At 45.7% G+C, this 26867-nt stretch carries 24 protein-coding genes and 1 other RNA gene; 14 read left to right on the plus strand and 11 right to left on the minus strand.

Annotated elements, in window-relative coordinates; all coding sequences use genetic code 11:
• Positions 1–19 precede the first annotated feature (19 nt).
• The 4 genes from NTX75_07665 to NTX75_07680 all read right to left on the minus strand — a co-directional run bounded on the left by NTX75_07665 (position 20) and on the right by NTX75_07680 (position 6400).
• Complete coding sequence (locus NTX75_07665; GenBank protein MCX5816105.1) at positions 20–1459, minus strand: MFS transporter; 1440 nt, start codon at positions 1457–1459, stop codon at positions 20–22.
• Between the two features lie 145 nt (positions 1460–1604).
• Complete coding sequence (gene amrS, locus NTX75_07670; GenBank protein MCX5816106.1) at positions 1605–2618, minus strand: AmmeMemoRadiSam system radical SAM enzyme; 1014 nt, start codon at positions 2616–2618, stop codon at positions 1605–1607.
• A gap of 63 nt (positions 2619–2681) precedes the next feature.
• Positions 2682–5018: an endopeptidase La gene (gene lon / locus NTX75_07675; GenBank protein MCX5816107.1), complete on the minus strand. Its 2337-nt coding sequence runs from the start codon at positions 5016–5018 to the stop codon at positions 2682–2684.
• Between the two features lie 29 nt (positions 5019–5047).
• A complete protein-coding gene (locus NTX75_07680) occupies positions 5048–6400 on the minus strand; it encodes an aminopeptidase (GenBank protein ID MCX5816108.1) in 1353 nt (450 codons plus the stop codon).
• A 265-nt stretch (positions 6401–6665) separates the two neighbouring features.
• Between NTX75_07680 and NTX75_07685 the strand changes: the two genes are divergently transcribed.
• Positions 6666–6857: a hypothetical protein gene (locus NTX75_07685; GenBank protein MCX5816109.1), complete on the plus strand. Its 192-nt coding sequence runs from the start codon at positions 6666–6668 to the stop codon at positions 6855–6857.
• A 105-nt stretch (positions 6858–6962) separates the two neighbouring features.
• Here the strand turns inward: NTX75_07685 and NTX75_07690 are convergent, their stop codons facing one another.
• The 6 genes from NTX75_07690 to rplM all read right to left on the minus strand — a co-directional run bounded on the left by NTX75_07690 (position 6963) and on the right by rplM (position 11945).
• Entirely contained in the window at positions 6963–9182 is a 2220-nt protein-coding gene (locus tag NTX75_07690) for a diguanylate cyclase (GenBank protein MCX5816110.1), read from the minus strand.
• Positions 9183–9217: 35 nt separating this feature from the next.
• Positions 9218–9568: a transfer-messenger RNA gene (gene ssrA, locus NTX75_07695) on the minus strand.
• 19 nt (positions 9569–9587) lie between these two features.
• On the minus strand, positions 9588–10034 hold the full coding sequence (gene smpB / locus NTX75_07700) for an SsrA-binding protein SmpB (GenBank protein MCX5816111.1): 447 nt from the start codon (positions 10032–10034) through the stop codon (positions 9588–9590).
• Between the two features lie 48 nt (positions 10035–10082).
• Positions 10083–11105 (minus strand): N-acetyl-gamma-glutamyl-phosphate reductase, encoded by a 1023-nt coding sequence (gene argC, locus NTX75_07705; protein ID MCX5816112.1) that lies wholly within the window; start codon positions 11103–11105, stop codon positions 10083–10085.
• Positions 11106–11113: 8 nt separating this feature from the next.
• Positions 11114–11506, minus strand: coding sequence for a 30S ribosomal protein S9 (gene rpsI / locus NTX75_07710; GenBank protein MCX5816113.1), 393 nt, complete (start codon positions 11504–11506; stop codon positions 11114–11116).
• Complete coding sequence (gene rplM / locus NTX75_07715; protein MCX5816114.1) at positions 11499–11945, minus strand: 50S ribosomal protein L13; 447 nt, start codon at positions 11943–11945, stop codon at positions 11499–11501. Before rplM ends, rpsI begins: the two co-directional genes overlap by 8 nt.
• A gap of 122 nt (positions 11946–12067) precedes the next feature.
• Here rplM and ftsH point away from each other — a divergent pair, with 122 nt between their 5' ends.
• The 13 genes from ftsH to NTX75_07780 all read left to right on the plus strand — a co-directional run bounded on the left by ftsH (position 12068) and on the right by NTX75_07780 (position 23574).
• Complete coding sequence (gene ftsH / locus NTX75_07720; GenBank protein ID MCX5816115.1) at positions 12068–13903, plus strand: ATP-dependent zinc metalloprotease FtsH; 1836 nt, start codon at positions 12068–12070, stop codon at positions 13901–13903.
• Positions 13875–14699, plus strand: coding sequence for a dihydropteroate synthase (gene folP, locus NTX75_07725; GenBank protein ID MCX5816116.1), 825 nt, complete (start codon positions 13875–13877; stop codon positions 14697–14699). The genes ftsH and folP overlap by 29 nt, the downstream gene beginning before the upstream one ends.
• A gap of 4 nt (positions 14700–14703) precedes the next feature.
• Entirely contained in the window at positions 14704–15444 is a 741-nt protein-coding gene (gene cdaA, locus NTX75_07730; protein MCX5816117.1) for a diadenylate cyclase CdaA, read from the plus strand.
• A 121-nt stretch (positions 15445–15565) separates the two neighbouring features.
• Complete coding sequence (locus NTX75_07735) at positions 15566–16210, plus strand: CdaR family protein (GenBank protein ID MCX5816118.1); 645 nt, start codon at positions 15566–15568, stop codon at positions 16208–16210.
• A complete protein-coding gene (locus NTX75_07740) occupies positions 16210–16923 on the plus strand; it encodes a pyridoxine 5'-phosphate synthase (protein ID MCX5816119.1) in 714 nt (237 codons plus the stop codon). The genes NTX75_07735 and NTX75_07740 overlap by 1 nt, the downstream gene beginning before the upstream one ends.
• Positions 16924–17015: 92 nt before the next feature.
• Complete coding sequence (gene acpS, locus NTX75_07745) at positions 17016–17351, plus strand: holo-ACP synthase (GenBank protein MCX5816120.1); 336 nt, start codon at positions 17016–17018, stop codon at positions 17349–17351.
• Between the two features lie 158 nt (positions 17352–17509).
• Positions 17510–19084 carry an NAD(P)H-hydrate dehydratase gene (locus NTX75_07750; GenBank protein MCX5816121.1) on the plus strand — a complete coding sequence of 525 codons (1575 nt, stop codon included), beginning with the start codon at positions 17510–17512 and terminating at the stop codon, positions 19082–19084.
• On the plus strand, positions 19047–19466 hold the full coding sequence (tsaE, locus tag NTX75_07755) for a tRNA (adenosine(37)-N6)-threonylcarbamoyltransferase complex ATPase subunit type 1 TsaE (protein MCX5816122.1): 420 nt from the start codon (positions 19047–19049) through the stop codon (positions 19464–19466). Before NTX75_07750 ends, tsaE begins: the two co-directional genes overlap by 38 nt.
• A 100-nt stretch (positions 19467–19566) precedes the next feature.
• A complete protein-coding gene (locus tag NTX75_07760; protein MCX5816123.1) occupies positions 19567–20799 on the plus strand; it encodes an aspartate kinase in 1233 nt (410 codons plus the stop codon).
• Positions 20796–22400: a citramalate synthase gene (gene cimA / locus NTX75_07765; GenBank protein MCX5816124.1), complete on the plus strand. Its 1605-nt coding sequence runs from the start codon at positions 20796–20798 to the stop codon at positions 22398–22400. Before NTX75_07760 ends, cimA begins: the two co-directional genes overlap by 4 nt.
• Positions 22401–22503: 103 nt before the next feature.
• Complete coding sequence (locus NTX75_07770) at positions 22504–22959, plus strand: hypothetical protein (protein ID MCX5816125.1); 456 nt, start codon at positions 22504–22506, stop codon at positions 22957–22959.
• Between the two features lie 101 nt (positions 22960–23060).
• Complete coding sequence (locus NTX75_07775; GenBank protein MCX5816126.1) at positions 23061–23432, plus strand: zinc ribbon domain-containing protein; 372 nt, start codon at positions 23061–23063, stop codon at positions 23430–23432.
• Positions 23419–23574 carry a hypothetical protein gene (locus NTX75_07780; protein ID MCX5816127.1) on the plus strand — a complete coding sequence of 52 codons (156 nt, stop codon included), beginning with the start codon at positions 23419–23421 and terminating at the stop codon, positions 23572–23574. Before NTX75_07775 ends, NTX75_07780 begins: the two co-directional genes overlap by 14 nt.
• A gap of 69 nt (positions 23575–23643) precedes the next feature.
• On the opposite strand, the gene carB is transcribed toward NTX75_07780, so the two are convergent.
• On the minus strand, positions 23644–26850 hold the full coding sequence (gene carB, locus NTX75_07785) for a carbamoyl-phosphate synthase large subunit (GenBank protein ID MCX5816128.1): 3207 nt from the start codon (positions 26848–26850) through the stop codon (positions 23644–23646).
• Positions 26851–26867 lie beyond the last annotated feature (17 nt).

Consider the following 26867-nt stretch of genomic DNA (forward strand, 5'->3'; position numbering starts at 1 on the left):
TTCCCCCGAAGGACTCGAATCAGATATGTTCCCCATCCTTTCCGGCATTGGCAGGTTTGGCGATTACAGGATAACGGGAGGAGAAAAATAGCCCTGCCATAAAAACCCATCCTCCGATAAAAAAACAGACCCGGAAGCCTGTCATCAACTGGGATATGCTGGCAGTACTACTCAGGGGACCGCTCCCGGTTTCCGGCAAAAACAGGGAGAAAATCGTTTCGAAAATACAGACGCCAAATGTTATGCTGAGGCGACTAAAAGTGCTGTAAAGTGCAGAGGCAACACCGTGATGTTCCTGAGGGATGTCTCCCATGAGCGACCTGTTATTCGGCGATATAAAGAGTCCGAAGGTTACTCCCAGGGTACTAAGATAGATTACCACAGGAACGAAGCTGTCCCGGCCGAGCAGAAATGAGAAAAAGAAGGCTGCACCGGAGCCTGCCGCCATGGCAATCATACAAAGCGTCCTAGCCGACATTTTGTCAGACAGTCTGCCTGAAACAGGACCCATAGACATGTAGACGAGGGAATAGAAGAGGATCATGAGACCGGCTGCCTGCGGGGTGAGACCCCGTGCGGTCTGGAGGTAGAAAGGCAAGAGGAAGGAGCTTCCTGCCATAAACATGAAGGCCATCATGGCAGACAGGTTGGAGTAAAGGAAGGACTTGATCCGATAGAGCCGGAAATCGATAAGGGGTTCCTTCTGTCTGGCTTCGTGGCGGAGAAAGAGGATAAGAAGAATGGAAGCGCCAATAAAACTACCGATAATAGCGGGCGACATCCACCCGAACTCACTACCTTTGTTCAAGGCAAAGAGGAACCCGCTTATGATGAGAAATGAGAGGATCACCCCTGTTAAATCCAGGCTTCCTCCGGGCTTGGCATGGGAAGGTCTGTTTTCAGGCAACATTTTGATGGCAATCCAGATTGCCGCAATGCCGATGGGAAGATTGATGCGAAATATCCAGGGCCATGAGACAAATCCCGTTATAATACCGCCCAGAGGTGCGCCAAGGGTAATGCCGAGGGCAGCGGAAGAGGCCATGAGGCCAAAGGCCCAACCGCGCAGGTGCTCGGGAATAAAGGCAGGGATAAGGGCATAGACGCATATGGTCAGCATGGCCCCTCCGATGCCCTGGAGACCTCTTGAGATGAAGAGCATCTCTATATTGAGGGAATAGCCGCAGAGGAGTGAGGCGATGGTAAAGATCGCATAGCCTATGAGGAATATACGCTTAAGACCCATGCGGTCGGCCAGCTTGCCAAAGAGAGGCAATGTGGCCGTCAAAAAGAGGAGGTAGTACAGGGAAACACCAGAGACCGTGCCGGTTCCCACGTGGTAATCATTGGATATTGTGGGCAGGGCAATATTCACGATATAAGAGTCGAGCATAGTAATAAATGCGGCGAGGCAGGCACTGAACACTATCCATCTGTATTTTTTCTTCTGATCATCCATATTCCACCATGATAAACATCGTTTTGCGTTACTCCCACGGCACAAGCAAAACATAAATACCATATATGCCACATGTCTTGTCAAAGGAAAGAAATGTGCGGTATATTGTTTTAATTCTTAAGGCTTTAGGGGAGGGTAAAGGTTATTAGAGCCCGATCCCGCCAATTGTTGCCCCGCAGAAAGTGCAGGCGCCATCCTTAATGTTATAATCGGTAATCGAATATCCGTAGCGCCTTATGACAGGTTTATTGCAATTATAACAATAGGTATTTTCACCATCTGAACCGGGGATATTCCCTTCGTAGACGTACCGTAACCCTTCTTCCATGCCAATTTGACGTGCCCTGTGAAGGGCTTTAGGTGATGTTCTGTTCACATCGAGGAGTTTATAGGTGGGATAAAAGGCGCTTACGTGCCAGGGGGTTTCTGCGCCGAGTTCATCCTTTATGAATTTGGCTATACCCTGCAATTCTTTCTCACTGTCGTTATGGCCGGGGATGATGAGTGTCGTAAGCTCAATCCATATACCAAGTTTCTTGTAAAGCCTTATCGTGTCGAGGACACGCGAGAGGTCGGCGCCACAAACCTTTCTGTAAAAGTCTTCACTGAAACCCTTCAGGTCGATATTAGCTGCATCGAGGAACGGTTTTATTGCAGTGAGCGGCTCATCTTGAATATAGCCATTTGTTACAAAATTGTTGGCAATCCCTTTTTCTTTGGCGAGTTTAGCAATATCAAAGGCATATTCATAAAATATTGTTGGTTCGGTGTAGGTATAGGATATGCTTTTGCATCCTGACCTCTGCGCCAGCTCCACCACCTCTTGTGGGGACATTTTTTGTCCGACGATCTGTGTATTGTCCATTGGCATCTGGGAGATTTCATAGTTCTGGCAATGGAGGCACCTAAAATTGCATCCCGCTGTGGCAATGGAAAAGGCCTTAGAACCGGGGTAAAAATGGAAGAAAGGCTTTTTTTCAATGGGGTCTACATGATAGGAACAGGGCATCCCATAAACCAGAGAATAGAGGATGCCACTCCTGTTTTCTCTGACACTGCATATACCACGCTTACTTTCGGCGATTAGGCAGTTATGCCGGCAGAGATGACAATGTACCTTATTGTCGTCAAGTTTTTCATAGAATGAAGCTTCCCTGATCATAAAATATGTCCTGTTTGTTCAACCAATTAAACTATTTTTAACCAGCATCATGGATCGGTTTTATTTTTCTCCGAAAATAGCCTTTACCACTTCATCCATATTTTTCACAGGCACGAACTTGATTTTTTTCTTCACATATCCGGGTATTTCAACGAGTTCTCCCATATTTTCATCGGGTAGAATGATTGTCTCTATTCGTGCCCGGAGGGCGGCGAGCGTTTTCTCTTTCAGGCCGCCTATGGGTAAAACCCTTCCGGTGAGGGTAATCTCTCCTGTCATGGCAATCTTTCTGTTCACATGCCTTTTTGTAATGGCGCTTATCATGGCAACGGCCATGGTGATACCTGCCGATGGACCATCTTTAGGAATTGCCCCCTGAGGGGTGTGCACGTGCATCTCAAGCGTATCGAAGATATCTCCGTTGATGCCGAGCGCTTCAGCTTTGGATTTGATGTAGGTCAGGGCTGCCTGTACGGATTCCTTCATTACGTCACCCATGTTGCCGGTGAGGGTCAGGTCTTTTTTCCCTTTTCTGCATGATGCCTCGATGTAGAGGACATCACCGCCGAATTCTGTCCATGCAAGGCCACTCACTACACCGATAGAATCGAGTTCTGAATCGCTTTCAGGAAGATATTTTGAGGGTCCTAAGAATGTATGGAGGTTTTTAGTTGTCACCACAATTTTTCGTTTATCACCTTCTGCAATTTTTCGTGCTGCTTTTCTTCCGATGGCGGCAATCTTCCTTTCAAGACTTCGCAAGCCGGCTTCACGCGTATAGTCCAGTATGATTTTTGCAATGCCGTGGTCTGCAAATGCGAGGTTCTTTTCCTTCAGTCCATTCTCATTGAGCTGTTTCGGAATAAGGTATTTTTTAGCGATAACAAGCTTTTCCTTCTCCGTATACCCCGCTATATCTATGACCTCCATCCTGTCTTTCAGGGCAGAGGGTATGGTATCAATCCTGTTTGCCGTTGTGATGAACATGACCTTCGAGAGGTCAAAGGGTAGGTTAAGGTAGTGGTCGCTGAATGAATTGTTCTGCTCAGGGTCGAGTACTTCAAGCAGGGCGCTTGCAGGGTCTCCCCTGAAGTCGTTACCAAGCTTGTCAATCTCGTCCATCATGAACACAGGATTGTTTGCGCCGGCCTGTTTGATGCTCTGGATTATTCTTCCCGGCATGGAGCCCACGTATGTCCTCCTGTGGCCCCTTATCTCAGCCTCATCTCTAACGCCACCCAGAGAGATTCTCGTGAATTTTCGCCCTACCGCCCTGGCAATCGATTTTCCGAGAGATGTCTTTCCCACACCGGGAGGTCCCACAAAACAGAGAATGGGTCCTTTTATTTCTCCTTTCAGCTTCAAGACGCTTAAGAACTCAAGGATCCTCTCCTTTACCTTTTCAAGGTCATAATGATCTTCGTCGAGCACTTTCTTCGCCGGTTTTATATCAATGTTGTCTTTTGTTGATATGCTCCATGGAAGCTCTACAAGCCATTCGACATACGTCCTTATCATGGAGGATTCCATGGCGTCAGGGTGCATCATGTCGAGCCGGTCGAGCTGTTTCTTTGCCTCTTTTTCAACGTCTTTGGGCATCTTCGCCTTTTTTATCCGTTTCTGCAGGTCTTCTATCTCTTCAGTCCTCTCGTCGCTTTCTCCGAGCTCGTTTTTGATTGCCTTCATCTGCTCTCTCAGGAAATAATCCCTCTGGCTCTTTGTCATCTCGTCTTTTGCCTGTGAGAGTATCTTGGCCTGCATATTCAGGAGTTCTATCTCTTTCCCGAGGATTTCCGAGAGCTTTCTCAGGCGTAAAATCGGGTCTATTATTTCGAGGATTTCCTGGGCCTTATCGACTGCAATCCCGAGGTTGGCGGCTGCAATGTCGGCAAGTTTTCCCGGCTCATCAATGGTGTCGAGAACCATGAGTATATCAGGGGGTACCATTCTGCCCATTGAAACAACCTTCTCCATCTCTTCCTTCACATAACGCATAAGTGCTTCGATTTCGAGGGTAATCTCGGTGATGATAGGCTCCTCAATGGGTTCTATCCTGACTAAAAAAGTAGGGGTTTCCTGGACATATTCCTTGACAGTGGCCTTTTTTAATCCCTGAATAAGAACCTTTACCCTCCCGTCGGGGAGTCTCAGCATCCTCATGATCTGTGAGACCACACCCACGGAGTATATCCTTTCCGGCAGTGGGTCTTCGTCGGTCAAATCCTTTTGCGCGGCTACAAGGATCAACCTGTCCTTGGATAAAGATTTTTCCACGGCGTTGATAGACATGTCTCTCCCCACAAACAGTGGGAGAATAACTGAAGGATACATGACCATATCTCTCACAGGGAGAAGTGGTATGATCGTAGGTATATCAAATGTTTCGCTTTCCATCATAATGTTTATGGTGCCTCCATATGGTTTAGTTACGATTTGAAAAAGACATGAAAAGCCCTGTATGTTTCGTATACATCGAGCTTGCTTGATACTTCGAAGGGGGAATGCATGGTGAGGATCGGGGTGCCACAGTCGATAATATCCATGCCGTAAACGGCAAGATGCTTCGCTACTGTTCCACCTCCACCCTGATCGATTTTCCCGAGCTCGCCGGTCTGCCAGAGTATGTCCTCTCTGTCAAAGAGCCTTCGTATTTCACCGACATACTCTGCATGGGCATCGCTTGCGCCACCCTTACCGCCGTGACCGGTAAACTTTGTCACGCAAATGCCGCGGCCGAGATAGCAGGCGTTCTGTTTTTCGTGTACATCCTGGTACATGGGATTTACGGGGCCGTTCACATCAGCCGAAACAGCCCTTGATTTAAAGAGCATCTTTCTCACCGTTACCTCATCTGCTTTCAGATCCATACCTTCAAGGATGTTGTATAAAAATATTTGAAGGGCATTGGACTGCATGCCTGTATCGCCTTCTGAGCCTATCTCTTCTTTATCTGTAAAGATTGCAAGACATGAACGGCCCGGGTCACAGGTGTCGCAGAACGCTTCGAGGAGTGTATATGCACAGGCTCTGTCATCCTGGCCGTAAGCGCCAATCATGCTCCGGTCGATGCCGACGTCCCTTGCCTTAAAGGCAGGCACGACCTCCAGTTCGGCGCTGATGAAATCATCTTCCATGATGCCGTACCGGTCATGCAAAAGCTTGAGTATGCCTTTCTTTACTCCCTCTTTCTCAACGCCCACAAGGGGGATGCTGCCGAAGAGAACCGCAAGCTTTTCCCCTTCTATTGCCTCTGATAGTTTTTTTTCATCCTGGGCTTTTCGTGAAAGGTGCGGCAGCAGGTCATCGATAACGAATACAGGGTCGCTGTCTTCTTCTCCTATGGAGAGCTCAATTTTTGTTCCGTCTGCTTTTATAACAACCCCGTGGAGGGCTAAGGGTATTGCAACCCACTGATATTTCTTGATTCCTCCGTAATAATGGGTACGAAGGAGGGCAAGGTCAACGTCTTCAAAGAGCGGATTCTGTTTCAGGTCAAGCCTCGGTGCATCTATATGGGCTGCGATGATATTCAATCCTTCAGTGAGTGGGGATTTCCCTCTCATAAAGGCAAAAACAGTCTTACCTTTATTGATCATGTATGTATTCTCATGTCTGAAATCATCGTTGAACCCTTTTTTGATGAGGGTGTTTTCTATCAGTCTTGCCGCTTCTCTCTCTGTCTTGGCCAGATCGAGAAACCCCTTATACCCTTCGCAAAACTCGAATATCTCTTTTATGTTTTCCTTTGATCTTTGCTTCCAGCCCGATTGTTTTGTCATGGTTTTTAGATTTCTAAGTTAACATTAACAGAATTTATATGGTGAGTCAAGACAGCATCCGTTCTTGTATAGTTCTCTATTACAGGAGCTTGCGTCACCCCCTCCACAGGCAAAGCCACGACCCGCAAGCGGGTGCCCCGGCCTCCCCCTCTCGCTCGCGCTACTCGCTGGGTAGATTCCCGCGGGCGAGCCCGTGGGAATCTATAAATCCCATAATATGTTGACAAACACTGAAAATAGTTGATAATACATAGATATGTCAGTAATGTCATCATGGACACCTGATACAATTAAGGAACTGAGAAAAACCTGTGGATTGTCAAAGAGAAAATTGGGCTCATTAGTTGGTGCCAGCGGCAACTATATTGCCTGTGTTGAAAAGGGCATAAAAGAACCATGTAAAACGTTAAGGATTGCCCTTGATCATCTTGAAGGACAACTGAGGAAAGATCACTGATAAAGGGTATAACCGAAAAGAAGTACGAATGCCTTTTCTGAGATAGACCATTATCGGCAAAAGTTCTTATATAGCTCAACAATCCGGTTTCTGTCTGCACTTTATTCATGTTGCAATTATCACTCTATTTTTTCCCTGCTCTTTTGCTGCATACATAGCGGTATCAGCTTTAGAGAGGAGCTCGCCAGCCCCGGCTGTCCCGTTGACCTCTACAAGGCCGATACTCAGGCTTAAAGGGAATACCCGGTGGTCCAGTTCTAAACGATACGCTTCAACGGAAGCACGCAAACGTTCTGCCGCCAGGAGAGCTTCCTTGCCGTCTATCCCTTCGAGGAACACGGCGAATTCATCGCCGCCTAAACGGAAGACGATATCCTCGGTCCTCAACGCTTCCTTGAGGATGCCGGTAAGGGTGATGAGAACTTCATCGCCGGTACTGTGTCCTAACGTATCGTTTACGTCCTTGAAGTTGTCGAGGTCCATATAGAGGAGGGAACTGATATTACCCCTCTTTGCCCTGGCAATAGAACGGTTTAAGGTCTCTTCCAGAGAACGCCTGTTTAGAAGCTCTGTAAGCACATCATGCATAGCGAAATATGCAAGGCTTTCCTGATATTTTTGAAGCTCCGTGCGGTCTTCAAAGGTGACAAGGTACTCCCCTGATTCAAGCTTCACGGTAATAATATTGGCAGACTTTTTTGTCCCGTCCTTGCAGGTGGCAGTAAAAAGTCGAGGGGTTTTCTCTCCGGGTGTTATTTCCTTCATATCGTCTATCCATGTAGAGATTACGCTTTTTCTGTATTCTGCATCAGGATATGCCTTCTTAAACCACGTTTTTCCATCAGGAATTTCATCCGGCTCATAACCGAATATCTCTGTAAATTTTGGATTGACATATGAAATTAAACCATTCTCACTAACCAGCATAATGCCGAATGGCGCACTCTCTAACAGCATTTGAAGCCGCTTATGTTCATAGATGATTTTTTCTTCAAACTGCTTGCGCTCGGTGATGTCATCAAACACTGCCACAAAGTATCCCTTCTGCGTGCTGTAAACCGATACGGATAGCTGCTTTGCCAATGGCTTGAAGTTAATCTCAAACGTTTCGGTCTTGCCGGTCAAGGCGACCCGACCATAGATATCAAATAATTCCGGGTTCAACTCTTTGATACCTGGTATCAACTCAGAGACTTTTTTCCCCACCACATCTTTCGGTCCTGTCAGCCGCTCAAAGGCTTCGTTGACATCGAGATAGACAAAATCCACAGGGCGGCCCTGTTCGTCATACAGCATCTTGCAATATGCGAACCCATCCAGCATGTTTTCAAAAAGTGAACGATAACGCTCCTCGCTTTGCCGGATGTTTTCTATTAATTTTACTGTCCTGTAGTGGATGATGAGAGGTATAGCAATTAGAAGAAAAATAAACCCTGCCGTCAGAACACCTGTCAGACGGTATACATTGATTCTATCTCTGGGTGTCATCAGGACGATGGACCATCCTCCAAGGTTGATGTGTTTTCGTGACGCAATAAAACCCTTTCCGTCAAGGGTTGCATCCATTCCATCGGTTATCTCCAGATCCATGACGGCGTCAAAGCGCCTTTCGCCGAACTGTTTTGAAGCAAGGAGCTTTTTTTCAACCTCCCTGTTTACAGGCCACAGGCTCTTGAAGGTCATATCGGGCTTGCTGGAAAGAAAGATGATCCCATTTGCGTCAATGAGAAAACAGTGAGGGAATTTTCTCATATGGGCTTCAATGCCATGGAGTTCTTTTTTAACCGTAACAACGCCAAGGATATTCTTCTGGTCATCCATAACCGGTGCGCTTGAATAAAAACCATTTTTTCGGGATGTAGTTCCCGCAGCAAGATAACTGAAGGTATTGCCCAGGACAGCCTCCTTGAAGTAGGGCCGGAAGGCATAGGAATGACCGACGAAGCTGTCCGGGTCGTTGCGGTTCGATGATGCGACGGTCGTCCCCGCGCTGTCCATGAGATAACTCACTGTGGCATCCACCGCCGTATTATATCTTACCAGCACCGAGTAGGCATGTTCAATATCGCCTGTGCGTTTTGTCATCAATGCGGGGGCGATCCATGGGGAACCGGCGAGGGCTTTCACAGCTCCCTCCATGTTACTGAATTCGGCGTTCAGAAGTATAGATAGAGTATTTGTAGAGGCCTCGTTCCCATCAATAATTTCCTTTTTTGCTATGTTCCCAAGATAATGTGATACATACCAGCCTGCGGCTACGCTCATGACGAGGAGACACACAAACCATATTAACCAGCTATGCTTTGCAGGAATTGCCTTTTTCATCGAAAAACTGACTTATTGATATTATTATAAAATAATGGTGGAGGCGGCGGGAATCGAACCCGCGTCCAGAAAAGAAGACTTCAAAAAGCCTACATGCTTAGTCAGTGGTTTGGGTCTCGAACGGTGAAACACCCGCTGACAGGTTTTTCATCATTCCAGCCTATTAATTTCATCCCGCCCTATAGGCTTCAGGCTGAACTATCCTGCTTGCATTACACCATACCGGACTTAAAGCAGGCGGAAAGTCCGGATGATGTAGCCGCGACTAAGCGGCTAGTGCGTACTCGTTAGAGTCTGCAGTTATGTTAGTTCCGCTTAATTTCGGGTAAGCAGTAACCCGGCATGCCTCTTTGACCCTTGCATCCCTGTCGAAGCCAGTCGCCCCCTTGTTGTTAGCGTTCAGTTTCACCTGAACCTCATTTCCCGTTCAGTAAGCCGCTTTTCGTCCTTCCGCTTTATACTTTCCCTCTTATCGTAGAGGGTTTTGCCTTTTGCCAGGGCGATTTGCATCTTTGCCCTGTTCCTTTTATCGAAATACATGGTAAGTGCTACTATCGTGTAGCCCCTCTCCTTAACCTTTCCGAAGAGCCTGTTGATCTCCCTCTTGTGCATCAGCAATTTTCGATCCCTTTTCGGCTCATGGTTGTAAATATTACCACATGAATAGGGACTTATATGGGCATTGACGAGGAAAAGCTCTCCGTCCTTGATTTTTGCATAACTATCCTTCAGGTTGGCCTTTCCTTCACGGAGCGATTTTACCTCTGTTCCTGTAAGCATAAGTCCCGCCTCAAAGGTTTCTTCAATATGATACTCGTGATATGCCTTCCGGTTTGTGCAAATCGGTTTCATGTATTAAGTATAGCACATATTTGGCTGTTTTTAAAGGACCTCTAAAAATCAGGGGTACTGAGGAACGATTTTCAGGCCGAGGGCTTCATCAATCCCCAGGGCCACATTCATGTTCTGAATGGCCTGGCCTGATGCGCCTTTAATGAGGTTGTCGATGGTGGAAACAATGACGATTCTGCCGTCTTCGAAGGTTTTAAGACCTATATCGCAAAAGTTTGAGAATCGGGTAAACCTCGTGTCCGGATATGCCCCCTCGTCCATGACCCTGACAAAGGGCTCCTTTTTGTAAGTTGTCCTGTATAATTCCAGAATGTTCCCGGTTGTTTGCGGGCTTTTTAATCTGCTGTATGTTGTTGAAAGGATACCCCTGTTCATAGGCAAAAGATGTGGCGTAAACATGATCTGCAGGTCCTGAAACTTCTTTACCTCTTTCTGTATTTCCGGCTCATGGCGGTGTATACCTACGTTGTAAGCCCTGAAACCCTCAGATACCTCGCAAAAGAGACTCCCAATCTTTGTCTCCCTGCCTGCGCCGCTTACCCCTGATTTTGAGTCAATAAAGATGTCCCCGGTCAGAAGACCTTCTTTTAAAAGGGGATAGAGCGCCAGTATGGCAGAAGTAGGGTAGCAGCCAGGATTGCCGATCATTTTAGCGCCTTTTATTTTATCCCTGTAAAGTTCCGGGAGACCGAAAACAGCCTGCCGGGCAAGTTCCGGTGCGGTATGTGTCACATAGGTTTTTTCATAGATGTTGAGGTCTTCGAACCTGAAATCGGCGCTCAGATCGATGATGACTGCTTTATCGTTATAGAGGGTTTTTGCTGTTTCCATGGAGGTCCCATGGGGGAGGCACAGGAAGTACACATCGCATTTACCCCGATGGTCTTCATCGGTTGGGACAAGCGTTTCCTCGAAAAGGCCTTTCAGGAGCGGAAATATATCCGATACCTTCCTGCCTTTGTATGTATTGGATGTTATGAGTGTTATTTTTACCAGGGGATGGGTAAGGAGCAGGGAGATAAGGGTAATCCCTGTATATCCGGTTGCCCCTATAATACCAACATTCCACATGGGAGAGATTATCTCTTTGAGAACTGGAAGCTTGCCCTCGCGGCCTTTTTGCCGTATTTCTTTCTCTCTTTTGCCCGTGGGTCTCTTGTAATGAGCCCCTGCTTTTTGAGAGTTATTCTCAAGCCTGCATTAAACTCCAGCAGTGCTTTTGCGATGCCGTGAGCCAATGCCCATGCCTGGGCAGGAATGCCACCGCCATAGATATTTGCAACAACATCAAATTTTCCTGAATTACCGGTGAGCACAAGTGGCTTATTCACCATAATCTTTAAGTTTTCAACAGGAAAATAGTCATTGAGAATTCTTCCATTTATAACGAAATTTCCTTCACCCTGTTTTATCCACACTCTTGCTACTGCAGTTTTTCTCTTGCCGGTAGCATAGTACCTCTTTTCAGGCACCGGTTACCTCCTTTATCTCTAATTCCTTTGGCATTTGGGCTTTATGGGGATGTTCAGCCCCCTTATACACTTTCAGTTTGCTTAACATCTGTCTTCCAAGACTATTCTTCGGAAGCATGCCTTTTACTGCGATGAGGATAATATCTTCCGGTTTTTTTTGAAGCATAGTCTTTGCATTTACAACCTTCAACCCTCCCGGGTAACCGCTGTGTCTTTTGTACGTTTTTTGAGACAGCTTGTTGCCGGTAAGCTTCACTTTTTCAGCATTTACAACAATAATAAAATCACCTGTGTCAGCATGTGGTGTATATGTAGGTTTGGTTTTTCCTCTTAATATGGCAGCAACTTTTGCTGCCAGTCTGCCGAGAACGGCCCCCTCTGCATTTACCAGATACCAATTCTTAATTAATTCGCCTTCTTTTGGAAAATATGTTTTCATTCGAACGTCACCCTGTTAAAAATTTGCTTAAATTAATACATTTTACGCGTTCAAGTCAAGCAAAACTTTGGTATCTGTTTAAATAGGTTGATAACAAAGGGGTTTTGTGGTAATAAAGATGCGTGACGAAAAATCCTAATACCAATCCATTAAACAGGAATCTTTTCATATGGTTATTTATCGTCCTTTTTGGTCTTTTTATATTTAATGTTTACTATAAGCCGAAAAAGGTCTATGACACCATCATATTTAGTGACTTTGTCGAGGCTGTGCAATCCAACAATATAATCTCCGTAACCATTCAGGGTAAAAATATCCTGGGGACATACAAAAACGGTAAGGAGTTTAAGAGCTATGCCGCTGACGACCCTGAGCTGATGAAGATGCTGAGGGAACACAGTGTGAAAATCAACGCCAAACCTGACGATGATTCGGGCATGTGGCAGAATATATTTATTTCATGGTTCCCCATGCTCCTCCTCATAGGTGTCTGGATCTTTTTCATGAGACAGATGCAGGGCGGCGGGGGCAAGGCCATGGCCTTTGGAAAAAGCAGGGCCAGGTTATCCACAAGCAAGGAGAATAAGGTTACTTTTCAGGATGTGGCCGGTGTTGAAGAGGCCAAGGAAGAACTCGAGGAGATCATCGAATTCCTCATAGATCCAAAGAAATTTACAAAACTTGGCGGGAGAATACCGAAAGGCGTACTTCTTGTCGGTCCGCCGGGTACAGGAAAAACTTTGCTTGCGCGGGCAATTGCCGGGGAGGCCAACGTGCCTTTCTTCAATATAAGCGGTTCTGATTTTGTGGAAATGTTTGTCGGTGTCGGTGCGTCCCGTGTGAGGGACCTCTTCAATCAGGGCAAGAAGAACGCACCATGCATCATATTCATTGATGAGATAGATGCCGTTGGAAGACACAGGGGCGCAGGTCTCGGTGGCGGGCATGACGAGAGAGAGCAGACATTAAATCAGCTTCTCGTTGAACTGGATGGTTTTGAGTCTAACGAAGGGGTTATCGTTGTGTCGGCAACGAACAGGCCCGATGTCCTGGATCCGGCATTGTTAAGACCCGGACGGTTTGACAGGCAAATTGTCGTTTCTACTCCTGACGTGAAGGGGAGAGAGGCTATTTTAGGTATCCATACACGTAAAATTGTCCTTGCAAAAGACATTGATCTTTCAATCATAGCAAGGGGAACGCCCGGTTTTTCAGGGGCAGATCTTGCAAACCTTGCCAATGAGGCTGCCCTTGTAGCAGCAAGGCGCGAGAAAAAAGAGATTGAAATGGATGATTTCGAACATGCCAAGGACAAGGTCCTCATGGGCGCTGAACGAAGAAGTATGATAATACCGTTACAGGAGAGGAAAAACGCTGCATATCATGAGGCCGGACATGCCCTTGTCGCGAAAATGATACCCGATGCAGACCCGATCCATAAGGTTACCATAATACCGAGGGGGAGGGCTCTCGGCATTACACAGCAGCTTCCTATCGATGAAAGGCATACCTACTCAAGGGAATACCTCCTTGATAATGTCACTATCCTGCTTGGCGGGAGGGTAGCAGAGGAACTTGTTCTCAATCATATGACCACAGGGGCGGGTAACGACATCGAAAGGGCAACAGTGATTGTGCGAAAAATGGTATGTGAATGGGGTATGAGTGAAAAGCTCGGACCCCTCAATTACGGGAAAAATGAGGAACATATCTTTCTTGGAAGGGAGATCGGGAGACACAGGGATTTCGGTGAAAGCACCGCCCAGGAAATAGATGAAGAATTGAGAAAGCTGGTAACGAATTGTTACGATAGGGCAAAGAGGCTCCTTGTTGAAAAAATAAATGCATTGCATACTATAGCAAATGCCCTTCTGGACAAAGAGACGCTCGATGGTCAGGAGATAGATACCATAATTAAGGACAGTATGAATGGAGAGGGTGATAGCGTGGAAAGATAGACCGCTTATCATGGGGGTCTTGAATATTACACCTGATTCCTTTTTTGACGGGGGGAAGCACAATACAACTGAAGAAGCAATAAGACATGCCCTTTTAATGATCGATGAAGGGGCTGATATTATTGATGTTGGCGGCGAGTCCACACGGCCTTTTTCTGAGCCTGTTCCAATTGAAGAAGAATTGAAAAGGGTAATCCCGGTTGTCGAGGGCATAAGAGCCCGGTCTGATAGCATTATTTCCATAGATACATACAAGGCAAAAGTTGCCAGAGAAGCCTGCAATGCAGGGGCTGATATAGTGAATGACATCAGCGGACTTTCATTCGACAGAGACATGGCGGATACTGTGTGTGAGTTCGGTGTGCAGACCATTGTTATGCATATAAAAGGGACACCGGGGAATATGCAGAAAGATCCCCATTACGAAGATGTAATTTCTGAAATAAAGGCATTTTTCAGAGAGCGGATCGAATTTGCACAAAAACATGGAATAGCCAATGAACGTATTATCCTTGATCCAGGTATCGGTTTTGGAAAGAGGGTTCAGGACAACCTTGCAATTATAAAAAACCTTAAGGCATTCAAGGAGCTGGAAATGCCTCTCCTCATCGGCACTTCAATGAAATCTTTTATCGGGCACGTCACCGATTCGCCGCTGGAGGAGAGAATGGAAGGCACGCTGGCGAGTGTCGCCGTATCGATATGGAACGGTGCAGACATAGTAAGGGTACATGACGTTAAAAGTGCACGGAAGGTAGTGCAGCTTGTATGTGCAATAATGAAAGCTGAAGGTTAAAGCTATGATCCAATCACTGAGATGGCAGGACATTTTAGATATATTGCTCGTTGCGTTCATCATATACCGGACATTTGTCTTTATAAAAGGGACGAGGGCGGTACAGATTATTATCGGGTTCATCATCGTGTTCTTTTTCTTTTATTTTTCAAAAAAATTCGAGCTTTTTACCGTTGGATGGATACTGAATAATTTTGTAGGCTCTATCGTACTTATCATAGTGGTTATCTTTCAGAGCGACATCAGGAGAATCCTCCTTGCTATCGGAAGAAGCCCATTCTTTAAAAAGATCAGTTATGTTAAGGAAACGTTGTTTTATGATGAACTGTCAAATGCATGTGTTGCGATGGGGCAGAAGAAGACAGGTGCATTGATAGTTGTTGAGCGTGAGATTGGCCTCGAAGAATTTATGGAGATAGGTATTATGCTTGACGCAGAGGTGAATGCAGAATTAATAATAAGTATTTTCCAGCAGAAATCACCGTTGCACGATGGCGCAATGATAATAAGGGAGGGGAGGATACGGGCGTCAGGCTGTATTCTTCCCCTGGCGTTAAAAGGTGATATTGATAAGCGTTTTGGAACAAGGCACAGAGCGGCCATAGGTATTACTGAAGTGACAGATGCTCTTGCGGTTGTTGTTTCAGAAGAGAGCGGGAAGTTGTCGTATGCCTTCAGGGGAGATATTTTTACGAACATGAGCGGTGAAGAGTTGAAGAGGGCGTTGAAGGAACATCTGGGATGAATGAAATGGGGAAGGGTTAATATTGGTTTGATTAGTTGAATTGGTTTGATTGGTTGTTTGTATATTGTTATTTGATTATTGGAATTTGCAGTAGGAAAGGGTTCGAGGGGAAGAAGGGAACGTGTTAGACTTACTTAAAGAATACATATTCAAGGATTTCAAACTAAAGGTGCTATCCCTCGTTCTTGCCGCCATGCTCTGGTTTGCAGTGTCATATATGGGTGAGTCAAAGATGGGTTTTTCTGTAAAAATTGGTGTTGATAAGCTTGGCAAAGAGTTTATCATTAAAAAGATTGAAAATGAAGAGGTGCTTATTACGGTAGATGGCCCTGTGTCAATACTCAAAGGCATTCGTGCACGTGATATAAGATTAACGTTAAACCTGAGTGATGTGAAAGAGGGTCGCCATGTGTTCACATTGCAGGAAACCGATGTTAAGACACCGAAGGGTGTTAAGGTTGGAGCATTGAAACCGGACTTTGTTGCGATAGAATTGGACAGGATTATGGAAAAGAGATTGCAAACCATTATAACATTGGACAAAAAATGGACAGGTATTTATAAAATAAAATCGTGGTCACCGCAATATGCCCTTGTGGAGGGATCAAAAGAATCGCTGGAAAAAATACATTCTATAGAAACAATTCCAGTGGACGGGAATTTCGTGGCCGATGAAGAAATCATTGAGATTCCTCTGGATATTAAGGATATGTTGGTAAGGAAGGTAAAACCGGAAACTGTTAAGGTTGTGTTAAGGAGGCAGTGATGAAAAAGCTCATGGTGAATATAGATCATGTTGCAACGTTGAGAGAGGCGAGAGGCATATATTATCCCGATCCTGTATATGCCGCAGGAATTGCCGAGATGGCAGGGGCATCAGGGATTATCATCCATTTGCGAGAGGACAGGCGTCATATAAAGGACAGGGATGTGAAAATTCTGAGAGGGGTAGTTAAGACAAAACTCAATCTTGAAATGGCTGCAACAGACGAGATGGTCGGTATCGCGAGGGAGATTAAACCGGATATGATTACCCTCGTACCGGAAAAGAGGGAGGAACTGACAACAGAAGGCGGGCTTGATGTGGCCGGTCTTTCCGGAAAGATAAAGAAAGTTATAGAAAAGGTCAGAGAAAAGGGCATCAAGGTAAGCCTCTTTATTGACCCCGAAGAGGAACAGATTATTGCATCCCACAAAATCAAGGCGGATATGATTGAAATTCATACAGGCGCTTACAGTGATGCTAAAAACGAGATGATATGCGATAAAGAGTTAAAAAAGGTTGTAAACGCTGCAAAAAGAGGGAAGGAACTGGGGCTCGGAGTAAACGCCGGCCATGGATTGCACTACCATAATTTAAGCGAAATCGTTGCAATACCCGAAATTGACGAGTTAAGCATAGGTCACAGTATCATCGCGCGTGCCATTTTCACAGGACTCGACAGGGCAGTGAGGGATATGCTGGCATTGATGCACTGATGTGAATTTGCCTTTTCAAGTTAATCACTTGATGATAAAATATGTCGTTTAACAACCGACAGTATGTGTGGTATTTTGTCGGAATGTAATCGATGAATTGGTGGAGAGTGATGGTTGGTATTGACATAGTTGATGTATCACGGATAACAGATGTAGTGGAAAAATACGGGGACAGGTTTCTGGATAAGGTGTTCACCGGGGAAGAAATTGCATATGCAACACAAAGAAAGAGGGCAGACGAATCCTTTGCAGGGCGGTTCGCTGCAAAGGAGGCATTCATGAAGGCCATTGGCAGGAGGCTGGCGTGGAAAGATATTAATGTGCTGCAGAGCAGAGGAAGGCCCTATATAGAGTTTCACGGGACACGGTATGACGGGATAAGCATATCACACGAACGGGAATATGCTGTGTCGGTGGTGGTGATTTAAATGACAAAAAACGTGCCGGAGAGCCGGCGAAACGGCGAAACGGCGAAAATGTCAGGGCAAACAAATATGATAAACACAAAGCAGATAAGAATTTCTCCGGTTCGCCGATACTCCGATACGCCGATTCAACAAAACAAAGGGAAAAGAGGGGAGTAGTTATGAAGGTGCTGTCACCTGAACGGATGGCGAAGTATGATAAATATGCAATTGAGACATGGGGGATCCCATCGGCTGTACTTATGGAGAATGCAGGCCGGAATACATACAGGCTCATCAAAGAGCGTTATCTTGCCGGAAAAAAACGCATCGTAATCGTCTGCGGAAGGGGAAACAACGGCGGCGATGGGTTTGTAGTCGGCAGATATGCCATGAGGGATGGTTACCGCGTCAGGGTTTTTCTTCTCTGCAAGAAAGGTGATTTGAAAGGAGACGCTGCTCTGAATATGAACCTTTATGAATCCCTTCAGGGGGAGATTGTTGAGGTTGAAAACGATTTTAATGCCATAAAAATGGGTGTTAAACATGCCGATATCATAGTGGATGCCATCTTCGGGACAGGCCTTTCAAAGGCTGTAGAGGGGAAGGAAAAGACTGTCATCGAGGAAATTAATCGGTCAGGCAAGCCCGTTATGGCCATCGATATTCCGTCAGGAATCGACGGAAAGACAGGGGCTCCCCTGGAGTGCGCCATCAAGGCAACCCATACGTTTACCTATGCCTATCCGAAGCTCGGCCAGATTTTTTATCCGGGCGGGGATCATACGGGAAGATTGACGGTTATTGATATTTCTATACCAGTCCTCGTAGAGGACGTACTCGGCGTTGATGCGCAACTTGTTGATGGTGATATGCTGAGAAGATGTATAAAAGAAAGGCTTCCCTGGTCACACAAAGGTATCTATGGCCATGCTGCTGTCATCGCAGGATCGCCCGGCAAGACAGGCGCAGCCTATATGGCTTCACTGGCTGCCCTGAAGGTTGGTGCGGGGCTGGTAACACTTCTCATACCTGCGAGCCTCAATGACATAATGGAGGCGAAACTTACAGAGGTCATGACATATCCTGTTGAGGATAAGGGAACAGGTTTTTTCACAATGGCTTCATATAAAAAGGTAAGGGAGTTTGTGGAAGACAAAGATGTGATCATTATGGGGCCCGGTCTTTCACAGAACCCGGAAACAATGGAACTGGTAAGAAAGCTCTATACTGAAATTGATAAGCTTTTTGTGATTGATGCCGATGGAATAAATGCATTCCAGGGTCACATGGATGTTCTCAAGGGTACAAAAAGAAATACTGTGCTGACTCCACACCCCGGAGAACTCGGCCGCCTTATTGGCCTTTCTCCGAAAGCGATAAACGAAGACAGGATGACCGTGGGCAGGAGGTTTGTTGAAGATACCAGCGTATATCTTGTATTGAAAGGGGCCAGGTCAATTCTTTTCAGCCCTGACGGAGAGATATATATAAACCCTACCGGCAATCCGGCCCTGGCAAAAGGTGGAAGCGGAGACATTCTGACCGGTTTTATAGGGGGATTTCTTTCCCAGGGATACACCCCCACAGAGGCATCCCTGCTGGGCATGTACCTTCACGGGTATCTTGCGGATAGCTGGGTTGAAACAAATACGGATATAGATCTCCTTGCCGGTGATTTGCTTTCCGGATTGGGTGACGCAATAAGGGCGATAAAGGATGGAAAGGAAAGAATTTATATCGAAAAATCCCTCTGAAACATGGGATATAGGCGAATACACTGGCAAAAATGCAAAACAGGGCGACCTTTATGCGCTTTACGGTGAGCTTGGCGCCGGAAAAACCCAGTTCGCAAAAGGTATTGCAAGGGGCATAGGGGTAAAAGACTGGCAGTATGTGGTAAGCCCTTCCTACACCCTCATGAATGTGTACGAAGGCTCAGCCCTTGACATGTGTCATGTCGACCTATACAGGATCGAAGGAGATGAAATTGAGGCCCTTCAGGTAGAAGAATTTCTTCAAAGCGGCATAGTTGTGGTAGAATGGGCTGAAAGGGCAACGTGGTGGAACGGTGTGATAAGGGTTGAGATTGAAGTAGCGGGAGAAGAGGAACGGAGAATATTGATTGTTAAACCATGAAATAGACAGCATTATGCGTGAAGTAATCTATAGCGTAGAGGATTTAAAACTAAACGCTCTATGCTAAACGCTCCACGCTAATTTATAATGGAGGTAAAAAATGCTTATTGTGCAAAAGTATGGAGGTACATCGGTAGCTGATCTTGAAAGGATAAAGAGCATAGCAAAACGGATCATCGCGTACCGGGAAGAAGACAATGATATCGTTGTGGTTGTTTCTGCTATGGCCGGCGAGACAGACAGGCTGCTCAACCTGGCACACAGTATTAATAAATTCCCTGATGAAAGGGAGGTTGATGTACTGATTTCTACCGGTGAACAGGTGGTTTCTGCGCTTCTTGCCATTACATTAAAGACTATGTTCTGTGATGCCGTTTCACTGCTCGGGCATCAGGCAAAAATTGTTACTGACTCCAGTTTTACAAAGGCAAGGATTTCACATATAGACAAGAACCAGATTATGTCAGAGTTAAACAAGGGCAGAGTTGTGGTTGTCCCCGGTTTTCAGGGTGTGGATGAAAAAGGTAATATTACAACCCTGGGCAGAGGAGGATCGGATACATCGGCAGTGGCATTGGCTGCAGCCCTTGACGCAGATCTTTGTGAAATATATACGGATGTGGATGGTGTGTATACGGCAGACCCGAATGTATGCGATCGGGCAAGAAGACTTGATAAGATATCATATGAAGAAATGCTTGAAATGGCAAGCCTCGGGGCAAAAGTTTTGCAGATAAGGTCTGTTGAATTTGCTGCGAGATATAATGTACCAATTCTTGTAAAATCTTCCTTCACGGACGGTGAAGGGACATTAGTATGTAAGGAGGTTTCAGATATGGAAAGATTGGAAGTTACAGGTGTTACTTATAATAAGAATGAAGTAAAAATAACCATTGCCGGAATGCCTGACAAACCAGGCATTGCAGCTCAGCTATTTGGCGCCCTATCCGATGCAAACATCGTGATAGATGTGATAGTCCAGAACGTGAGTCGTAATAATTTAGCGGATATCACGTTTACCGTTGCAAAAGCAGACGGGAAGAAAGCCCTTAAGGTTACGGAAGAGGCTGCCCTTGCAATAGGAGCAGGCGGTGTGGCGATAGACGAGAATATAGCCAAAGTGTCAATTGTTGGATTAGGAATGAGGTCGCATGCAGGGGTTGCATCGAAAATGTTTTCTGCCCTTTCAAAAGAGGGTATAAACATTGAGGCAATAACCACATCGGAGATTAAAATCTCCTGTGTAGTAGAGAGTAAATACGGAGAACTTGCTGTACGGGTTCTTCATAAAACATTCGGGCTTGATGTCGAGCATGTTGCGGAAGAGAAATGAAAATTGATTTTTACGATACCACATTGCGTGATGGGGCTCAGTCGGAAGATATTGCCTTTTCCCTCAGCGATAAACTGAGGGTTACAGAAAGGCTCGACGAGTTCGGCATACACTTCATTGAGGGCGGGTGGCCTGGTTCAAACCCGAAAGACCTCCTGTATTTTAAGGAAATCAAGAAACTCGCCCTGAAAAATGCAAAAATCGTTGCCTTTAGCAGCACCATGAAGGCCAACGCCAATCCTGAAGAAGATGAGATTGTAAAGGCTATTTTTGAAGCTGATACAGAATACGTCACCATAGTGGGCAAAAGCTGGGATTTACATGTAAGGGATGCCCTCAAGGTGAGCCTTGACACGAATTTGAAGATGATTGAGAGGACTGTAGCCTATTTAAAGCAACGCGGTAAGGTTGTATTCTTTGACGCAGAGCATTTTTTTGACGGGTACAAAAAGAACCCGGCCTATGCAAAGAAAGTTATTAAGGTTGCGGCGGATGCAGGGGCAGATGCTGTAATCCTCTGTGATACAAACGGAGGGAGCATGCCTTTTGAGGTCTATGCTGTTACGCAGGAAGTCCGGGATATTATTCATACAAAACTCGGGATTCATACTCATAATGATTCGGAGTTGGGTGTTGCCAATACATTAATGGCTGTCCGGGCGGGTTGCAGCCACGTACAGGGCACTGTGAACGGTTATGGTGAACGGTGCGGGAATGCCAATCTCTGCTCCATTATACCGAGCCTGATTCTCAAGATGGGGTGCGAAGGCATCGAAAAAGATAAGCTTGCCCATTTAAGGGGTTTAAGCCTTTTTGTGGACGAGATGGCGAATTTTATCCCTGATAAGCACAGGCCATTCGTTGGTGAGAGCGCCTTTGCCCACAAGGGCGGGATACATGTAAGCGCTATAAGAAAGAATCCCGAGACCTATGAACATATCAAGCCTGAAATGGTGGGGAACATTCAACGGGTCCTTATCTCCGACCTCTCAGGCGAGAGCAGCATCATATATAAGGCCAGGGAATTTAATATCGATATCGAGAAGGACAAAAAACTTGCAAAAGATGTGCTGAAAAAGGTTAAACAGCTCGAGATGTACGGGTATCAGTTCGAAGGGGCGGAAGGGTCGCTGGAACTTCTTATTAAGAAGACGCTGGGTATTCACAGGAAGTATTTTGACCTTATCGGTTTTAAGGTCATAATGGAAAAGAAGGAAAAAGACCACCCCGTTTCTGAGGCGACTATCATGGTTAAGGTCGGCGAAAGGATAGAGCATACGGCAGCGCTTGGTAAAGGCCCTGTAAATGCACTGGATAATGCATTAAGGAAGGCCCTGTATAAATTTTATCCTGAATTGAAAGAGATGAAACTTGTGGACTACAAGGTGAGGGTGTTGTCTACCAAAGACGGGACACAGGCGGTCACGAGGGTGCTTATTGAGAGCAGTGACGGAAAACGTTCATGGGGTACCGTGGGCGTATCGGAAAATATCATTGAAGCAAGCTGGCTGGCTCTTGTTGACGGGATTGATTACAAACTGCTGATCGAAGAGGAGAAGGCCGACCGAGCAACGCGGAATGAAGAGAACGTATCGGCGTGACGGCGTATCGGCGAAGATAGCCGCAGGCTTTGAGAGTCAAAGGGCATGGTAGCCGCAGGCTTTAGCCTGCGAATAATTAAGAAGAATTAAAGGAGAAGGAAGTTTGAAAAGGTTATTGAATACCAGAGACGCAACGAAAGAATTGAATATTCTCCGCTCATTGGAAACATACCGAAAACCTTTCGAGGTTGTAGGCACTTACAGGCTTATTGATGATGGGCTGAGACCGGAGGCAACGGTCATCATAAAAACGGATAACGACGAGATGCATGAAGCATCAACGGGTGTGGGACCTGTTGATGCACTTGCCAATGTACTGAAAAAGTCTCTTTCTTCCATCTTTCCGGTTATTCAGGGAGTGAAACTTGTTGATTACTCAGCGCGTGTACACGATGCACGGTCAGGTACTTCTGCGAAAGTGGAGGTGTCCATTGTGTTTACCGACGGGCTGGAAATATGGAGTGTATCAGAGATTGCCGAGAACATAAACATGGCATCCTTTATGGCCCTTCTCGACGGGTTTGAATATGCAGTATTAGTGAAGGCTGAGAATAAATAGCCCCTGCAATAGACTGTTCATTTGACCTTAATAACCTTGACGATGGGTTGTACAGTAGTTATATTTATTAAAACGATTTTTATCGTGTTTGGAGGTTAGAAATGCCAATTTATGAATATGAGTGTTCAAACTGTGGTAAACGGTTCGAAATATTTCAGAAGATTAGTGATAACCCTTTGAGAGAGTGCAAATTCTGCAGAGGAGTTCTTAATAAGCTGATTTCCAACTGTTCCTTCCAGTTGAAAGGAACAGGGTGGTATGCAACTGATTATAAGAAACCCGTAGATACAGTTGGTAAAAGCGCCCATTCTGATAATGGGAAGAAAGATACAGAGAAAGCTGAAACAAAAAAGGATGTCGCTGCAGCAGCTTCACCTGAGGCAAAAGCAGAAACTAAGGCAGAAACTAAGGCTGAGGCAAAAACAGAATCTAAAGGTGTTAGCAAAAACGGAGGAGAGAATGAACGTAGGTGATAAGGTAAAATTTACCTTTGCAAAGAAAGAAATGGAAGGACAGATAGAAAAAATATTTCCGAAAAATGTTTATTTGAAAGCAGATTTCCCGAAAGATAAGGGGAAGATTGTTAAGAGAAAGATAAAAGACATAAAAGCATAAAACCAGAGGGGTCGAGGGTCCGAGTGGACCACTGGAACCCTTGAACCCACGAACCCTTGAACCCTGATTTTAAAGGTAGTAATCCTGTAGGGCCTTCACGTGGATGTTTCCTTTTTTCATGCTTTCAATGGCATTCACTGCCGCCTGTGCACCTGATAAGGTTGTTGTGTAAGGGATTTTGTACTGCACTGCATTTGCCCGGATTGATATTTCGTCTATTTTAGGATGCCTGCCGCTTGGTGTATTAATGATGAGGTGGAGGGCGCTATTTTTTATCATATCCACGATATGTGGCCTCCCTTCTGAGACCTTATTCACAAATTTCACATCAACACCGTTATTGATAAGAATCTTACCGGTACCTTTCGTTGCATGTATTCTAAAGCCTAAATCGGAAAGTTTCTTCGCAATAAAAACAATATTTCTTTTGTCTTTGTTTTTTACGCTTAAAAGGACATTGCCTTCTGAGGGGAGGTTCTGCCCTGCGCCAAGTTGGGATTTCAGGAATGCCGCACCGAAATTCTGATCAATGCCCATTACTTCACCTGTTGACTTCATTTCTGGACCTAAAATGGTATCAACTCCGTAAAATTTGTTGAAGGGGAAAACAGATTCTTTTACTGCAATATGTTTTATATCCACCTCTTTTTCTATTCCTAAATCCTTCAGTTTCATGCCTACCATCAATTTTGCGGCTACCTTTGCCCACTGAATCCCTGTTGCCTTGCTCACAAAGGGCACTGTCCTGCTGGCCCTCGGGTTGACTTCCAGCACATAAATGATATCATTTTTCACAGCATACTGGATATTCATAAGCCCGATAACATTGAGTTCCATTGCGAGCTTGCGGGTATATATCCTTATCCTCTCGATAATGTTGTCATCAAGAGAATAAGGCGGGAGCACACTGGCGCTGTCGCCTGAATGGATACCTGCTTCTTCTATGTGTTCCATTATACCGGCAACGATGCATTTTTCCCCGTCTGCAACGGCGTCAACGTCTATCTCTATGGCGTCTTCAAGGTATTTATCTATGAGAATGGGTTTTCCGGGGGAAGCCTCCGCTGCCTTTTCCATAAAGTTTATCAGGTCATCATCAGAATAGACAATCTCCATCGCTCTCCCGCCAAGGACATAGGATGGTCTAACCACAACCGGATAGCCAATAGAGTCTGCCACCTCCTTCGCTTCTTTAAAAGATGCGGCTATGCCGTTCTCCGGTTGCGTAAGGTTAAGTTTCTTCAGGAGATTCTTGAATTTATCTCTGTCTTCTGCAACGTCAATGCTTTCAGGTGTTGTGCCTATAATCCTTACACCTGCTTTTTGTAAAGGAACGGCAAGATTTAGCGGCGTCTGGCCTCCGAATTGCACAATCACGCCATCAGGTTTTTCCTTTTCTGCAATATCGAGGACATTTTCAAAGGTAAGGGGCTCAAAATATAATTTGTCTGACGTGTCATAATCAGTGCTTACTGTTTCAGGGTTACTGTTTACCATTATTGTTTCATATCCGAGTTCTTTTAAGGCAAATGCTGCATGGACACAACAATAGTCAAATTCTATGCCCTGCCCAATCCTGTTAGGACCCCCGCCCAAAATCATTATTTTTTTCTCTGCCGATACCCTGGATTCGTCTTCTTTTTCATACGTTGAGTAGTAATAGGGCGTATATGCCTCGAATTCCGCAGCGCATGTGTCGACCAGCTTGAAAACACCCTTAATGCTCCTCTCTAATCTCCATTTTCGAACCTCGGGCTCATCTAACCCCAGTATATTGCCTATCTGCTTGTCCGAAAAACCATATTTTTTTGCCCTGAGCATTATATCTTCTGTAAGGCCATCCTTATATGTTTTTAATTCCAACTCAAAATCAACAATCTCGTTTATATTCTTCAGGAACCACCTGTCTATCCCTGTCAGATTGAATATCTCTTCTATGTCCAGACCCGCTATAAAGGCGTGACGGAGATAGAATATCCTGTCCTTGTTAGGGGTTATCAGCTTCCTCCTTATAATGTCATGGTTCAGAATCCCCGGCAGGCGGTCATCCGCTATCCCGAAAACCCCTACCTCGAGGGACCTGAACGCTTTCTGAAGGGCCTCTTTGAATGTCCTTCCTATGGCCATTGCTTCACCAACCGATTTCATCTGGATGGTTAAGGTCTCATCCGCCCCTTTGAATTTTTCAAAGGTAAAACGAGGCACCTTTACAACGCAATAATCAATGGTCGGTTCGAAGGAGGCAGGTGTTTTTTTTGTAATATCATTGGGTATCTCGTCGAGGGTATAGCCTATGGCGAGCTTGGCAGCGATTTTTGCTATGGGGAAACCGGTTGCCTTGGATGCGAGGGCAGAACTCCTCGACACCCTCGGGTTCATTTCTATGATAACCATACGGCCGTCATCCGGATTGATTGCAAACTGAATATTCGAACCCCCGGTTTCAACGCCAATTTCTCTTATTATTTCAATGGCAGCGTCACGCATGAACTGATATTCCTTGTCGGTGAGGGTTTGTGCCGGAGCGACCGTTATGCTGTCGCCTGTGTGTACCCCCATGGGGTCAAAATTCTCGATTGAGCAGATAATGACGACATTATCTTTTTTGTCCCTCATGACTTCCAGTTCGTATTCCTTCCAGCCGATTACCGATTCTTCAACGAGGATTTCACTTGTCATGCTGCTTTCGAGCCCCCGCAGGGCAAGGACTTCGAACTCTTCAATGTTGTATGCAACAGCGGCCCCCGTGCCGCCGAGGGTGTAACTTGGCCTGATAATCAGAGGGAAGCCGATATCTTTTGCAATCTTTCTTGCATCGTCCATATTGTGGGCAAGGCCGCTTTTTGGCACTTCGAGGTTGATCTTTTCCATGGCTGCCTTGAATTCTTCCCTGTTTTCAGCCTTCCTGATGGCCTTGTAATTTGCCCCGATGAGTTCAACGCCGTATTTTTCGAGAATCCCCCTCTCCGAGAGAATGGTGGCAAGGTTGAGACCGGTCTGGCCGCCTATGGTGGGGAGAATCGCATCAGGCTTTTCTACTTTTATAATCTCCTCAAGGACCTCCGGGGTGAGTGGCTCTATATAAACCCTCTCTGCCATATCAGGGTCTGTCATAATTGTAGCAGGGTTACTGTTAACGAGGATTACCCTGTACCCTTCCTCGCGGAGCGCCTTGCATGCCTGGCTTCCTGAATAGTCAAACTCACATGCCTGGCCGATGATAATAGGACCTGAGCCAATGAGCAGTATGCTTTTTATGTCAGTTCTTTTGGGCATAGTTACCTCTTATTTAA

The sequence above is a fragment of the Pseudomonadota bacterium genome (assembly GCA_026388315.1).
In the GTDB taxonomy this organism is placed as follows: Bacteria; Desulfobacterota; Syntrophorhabdia; order Syntrophorhabdales; family Syntrophorhabdaceae; genus MWEV01.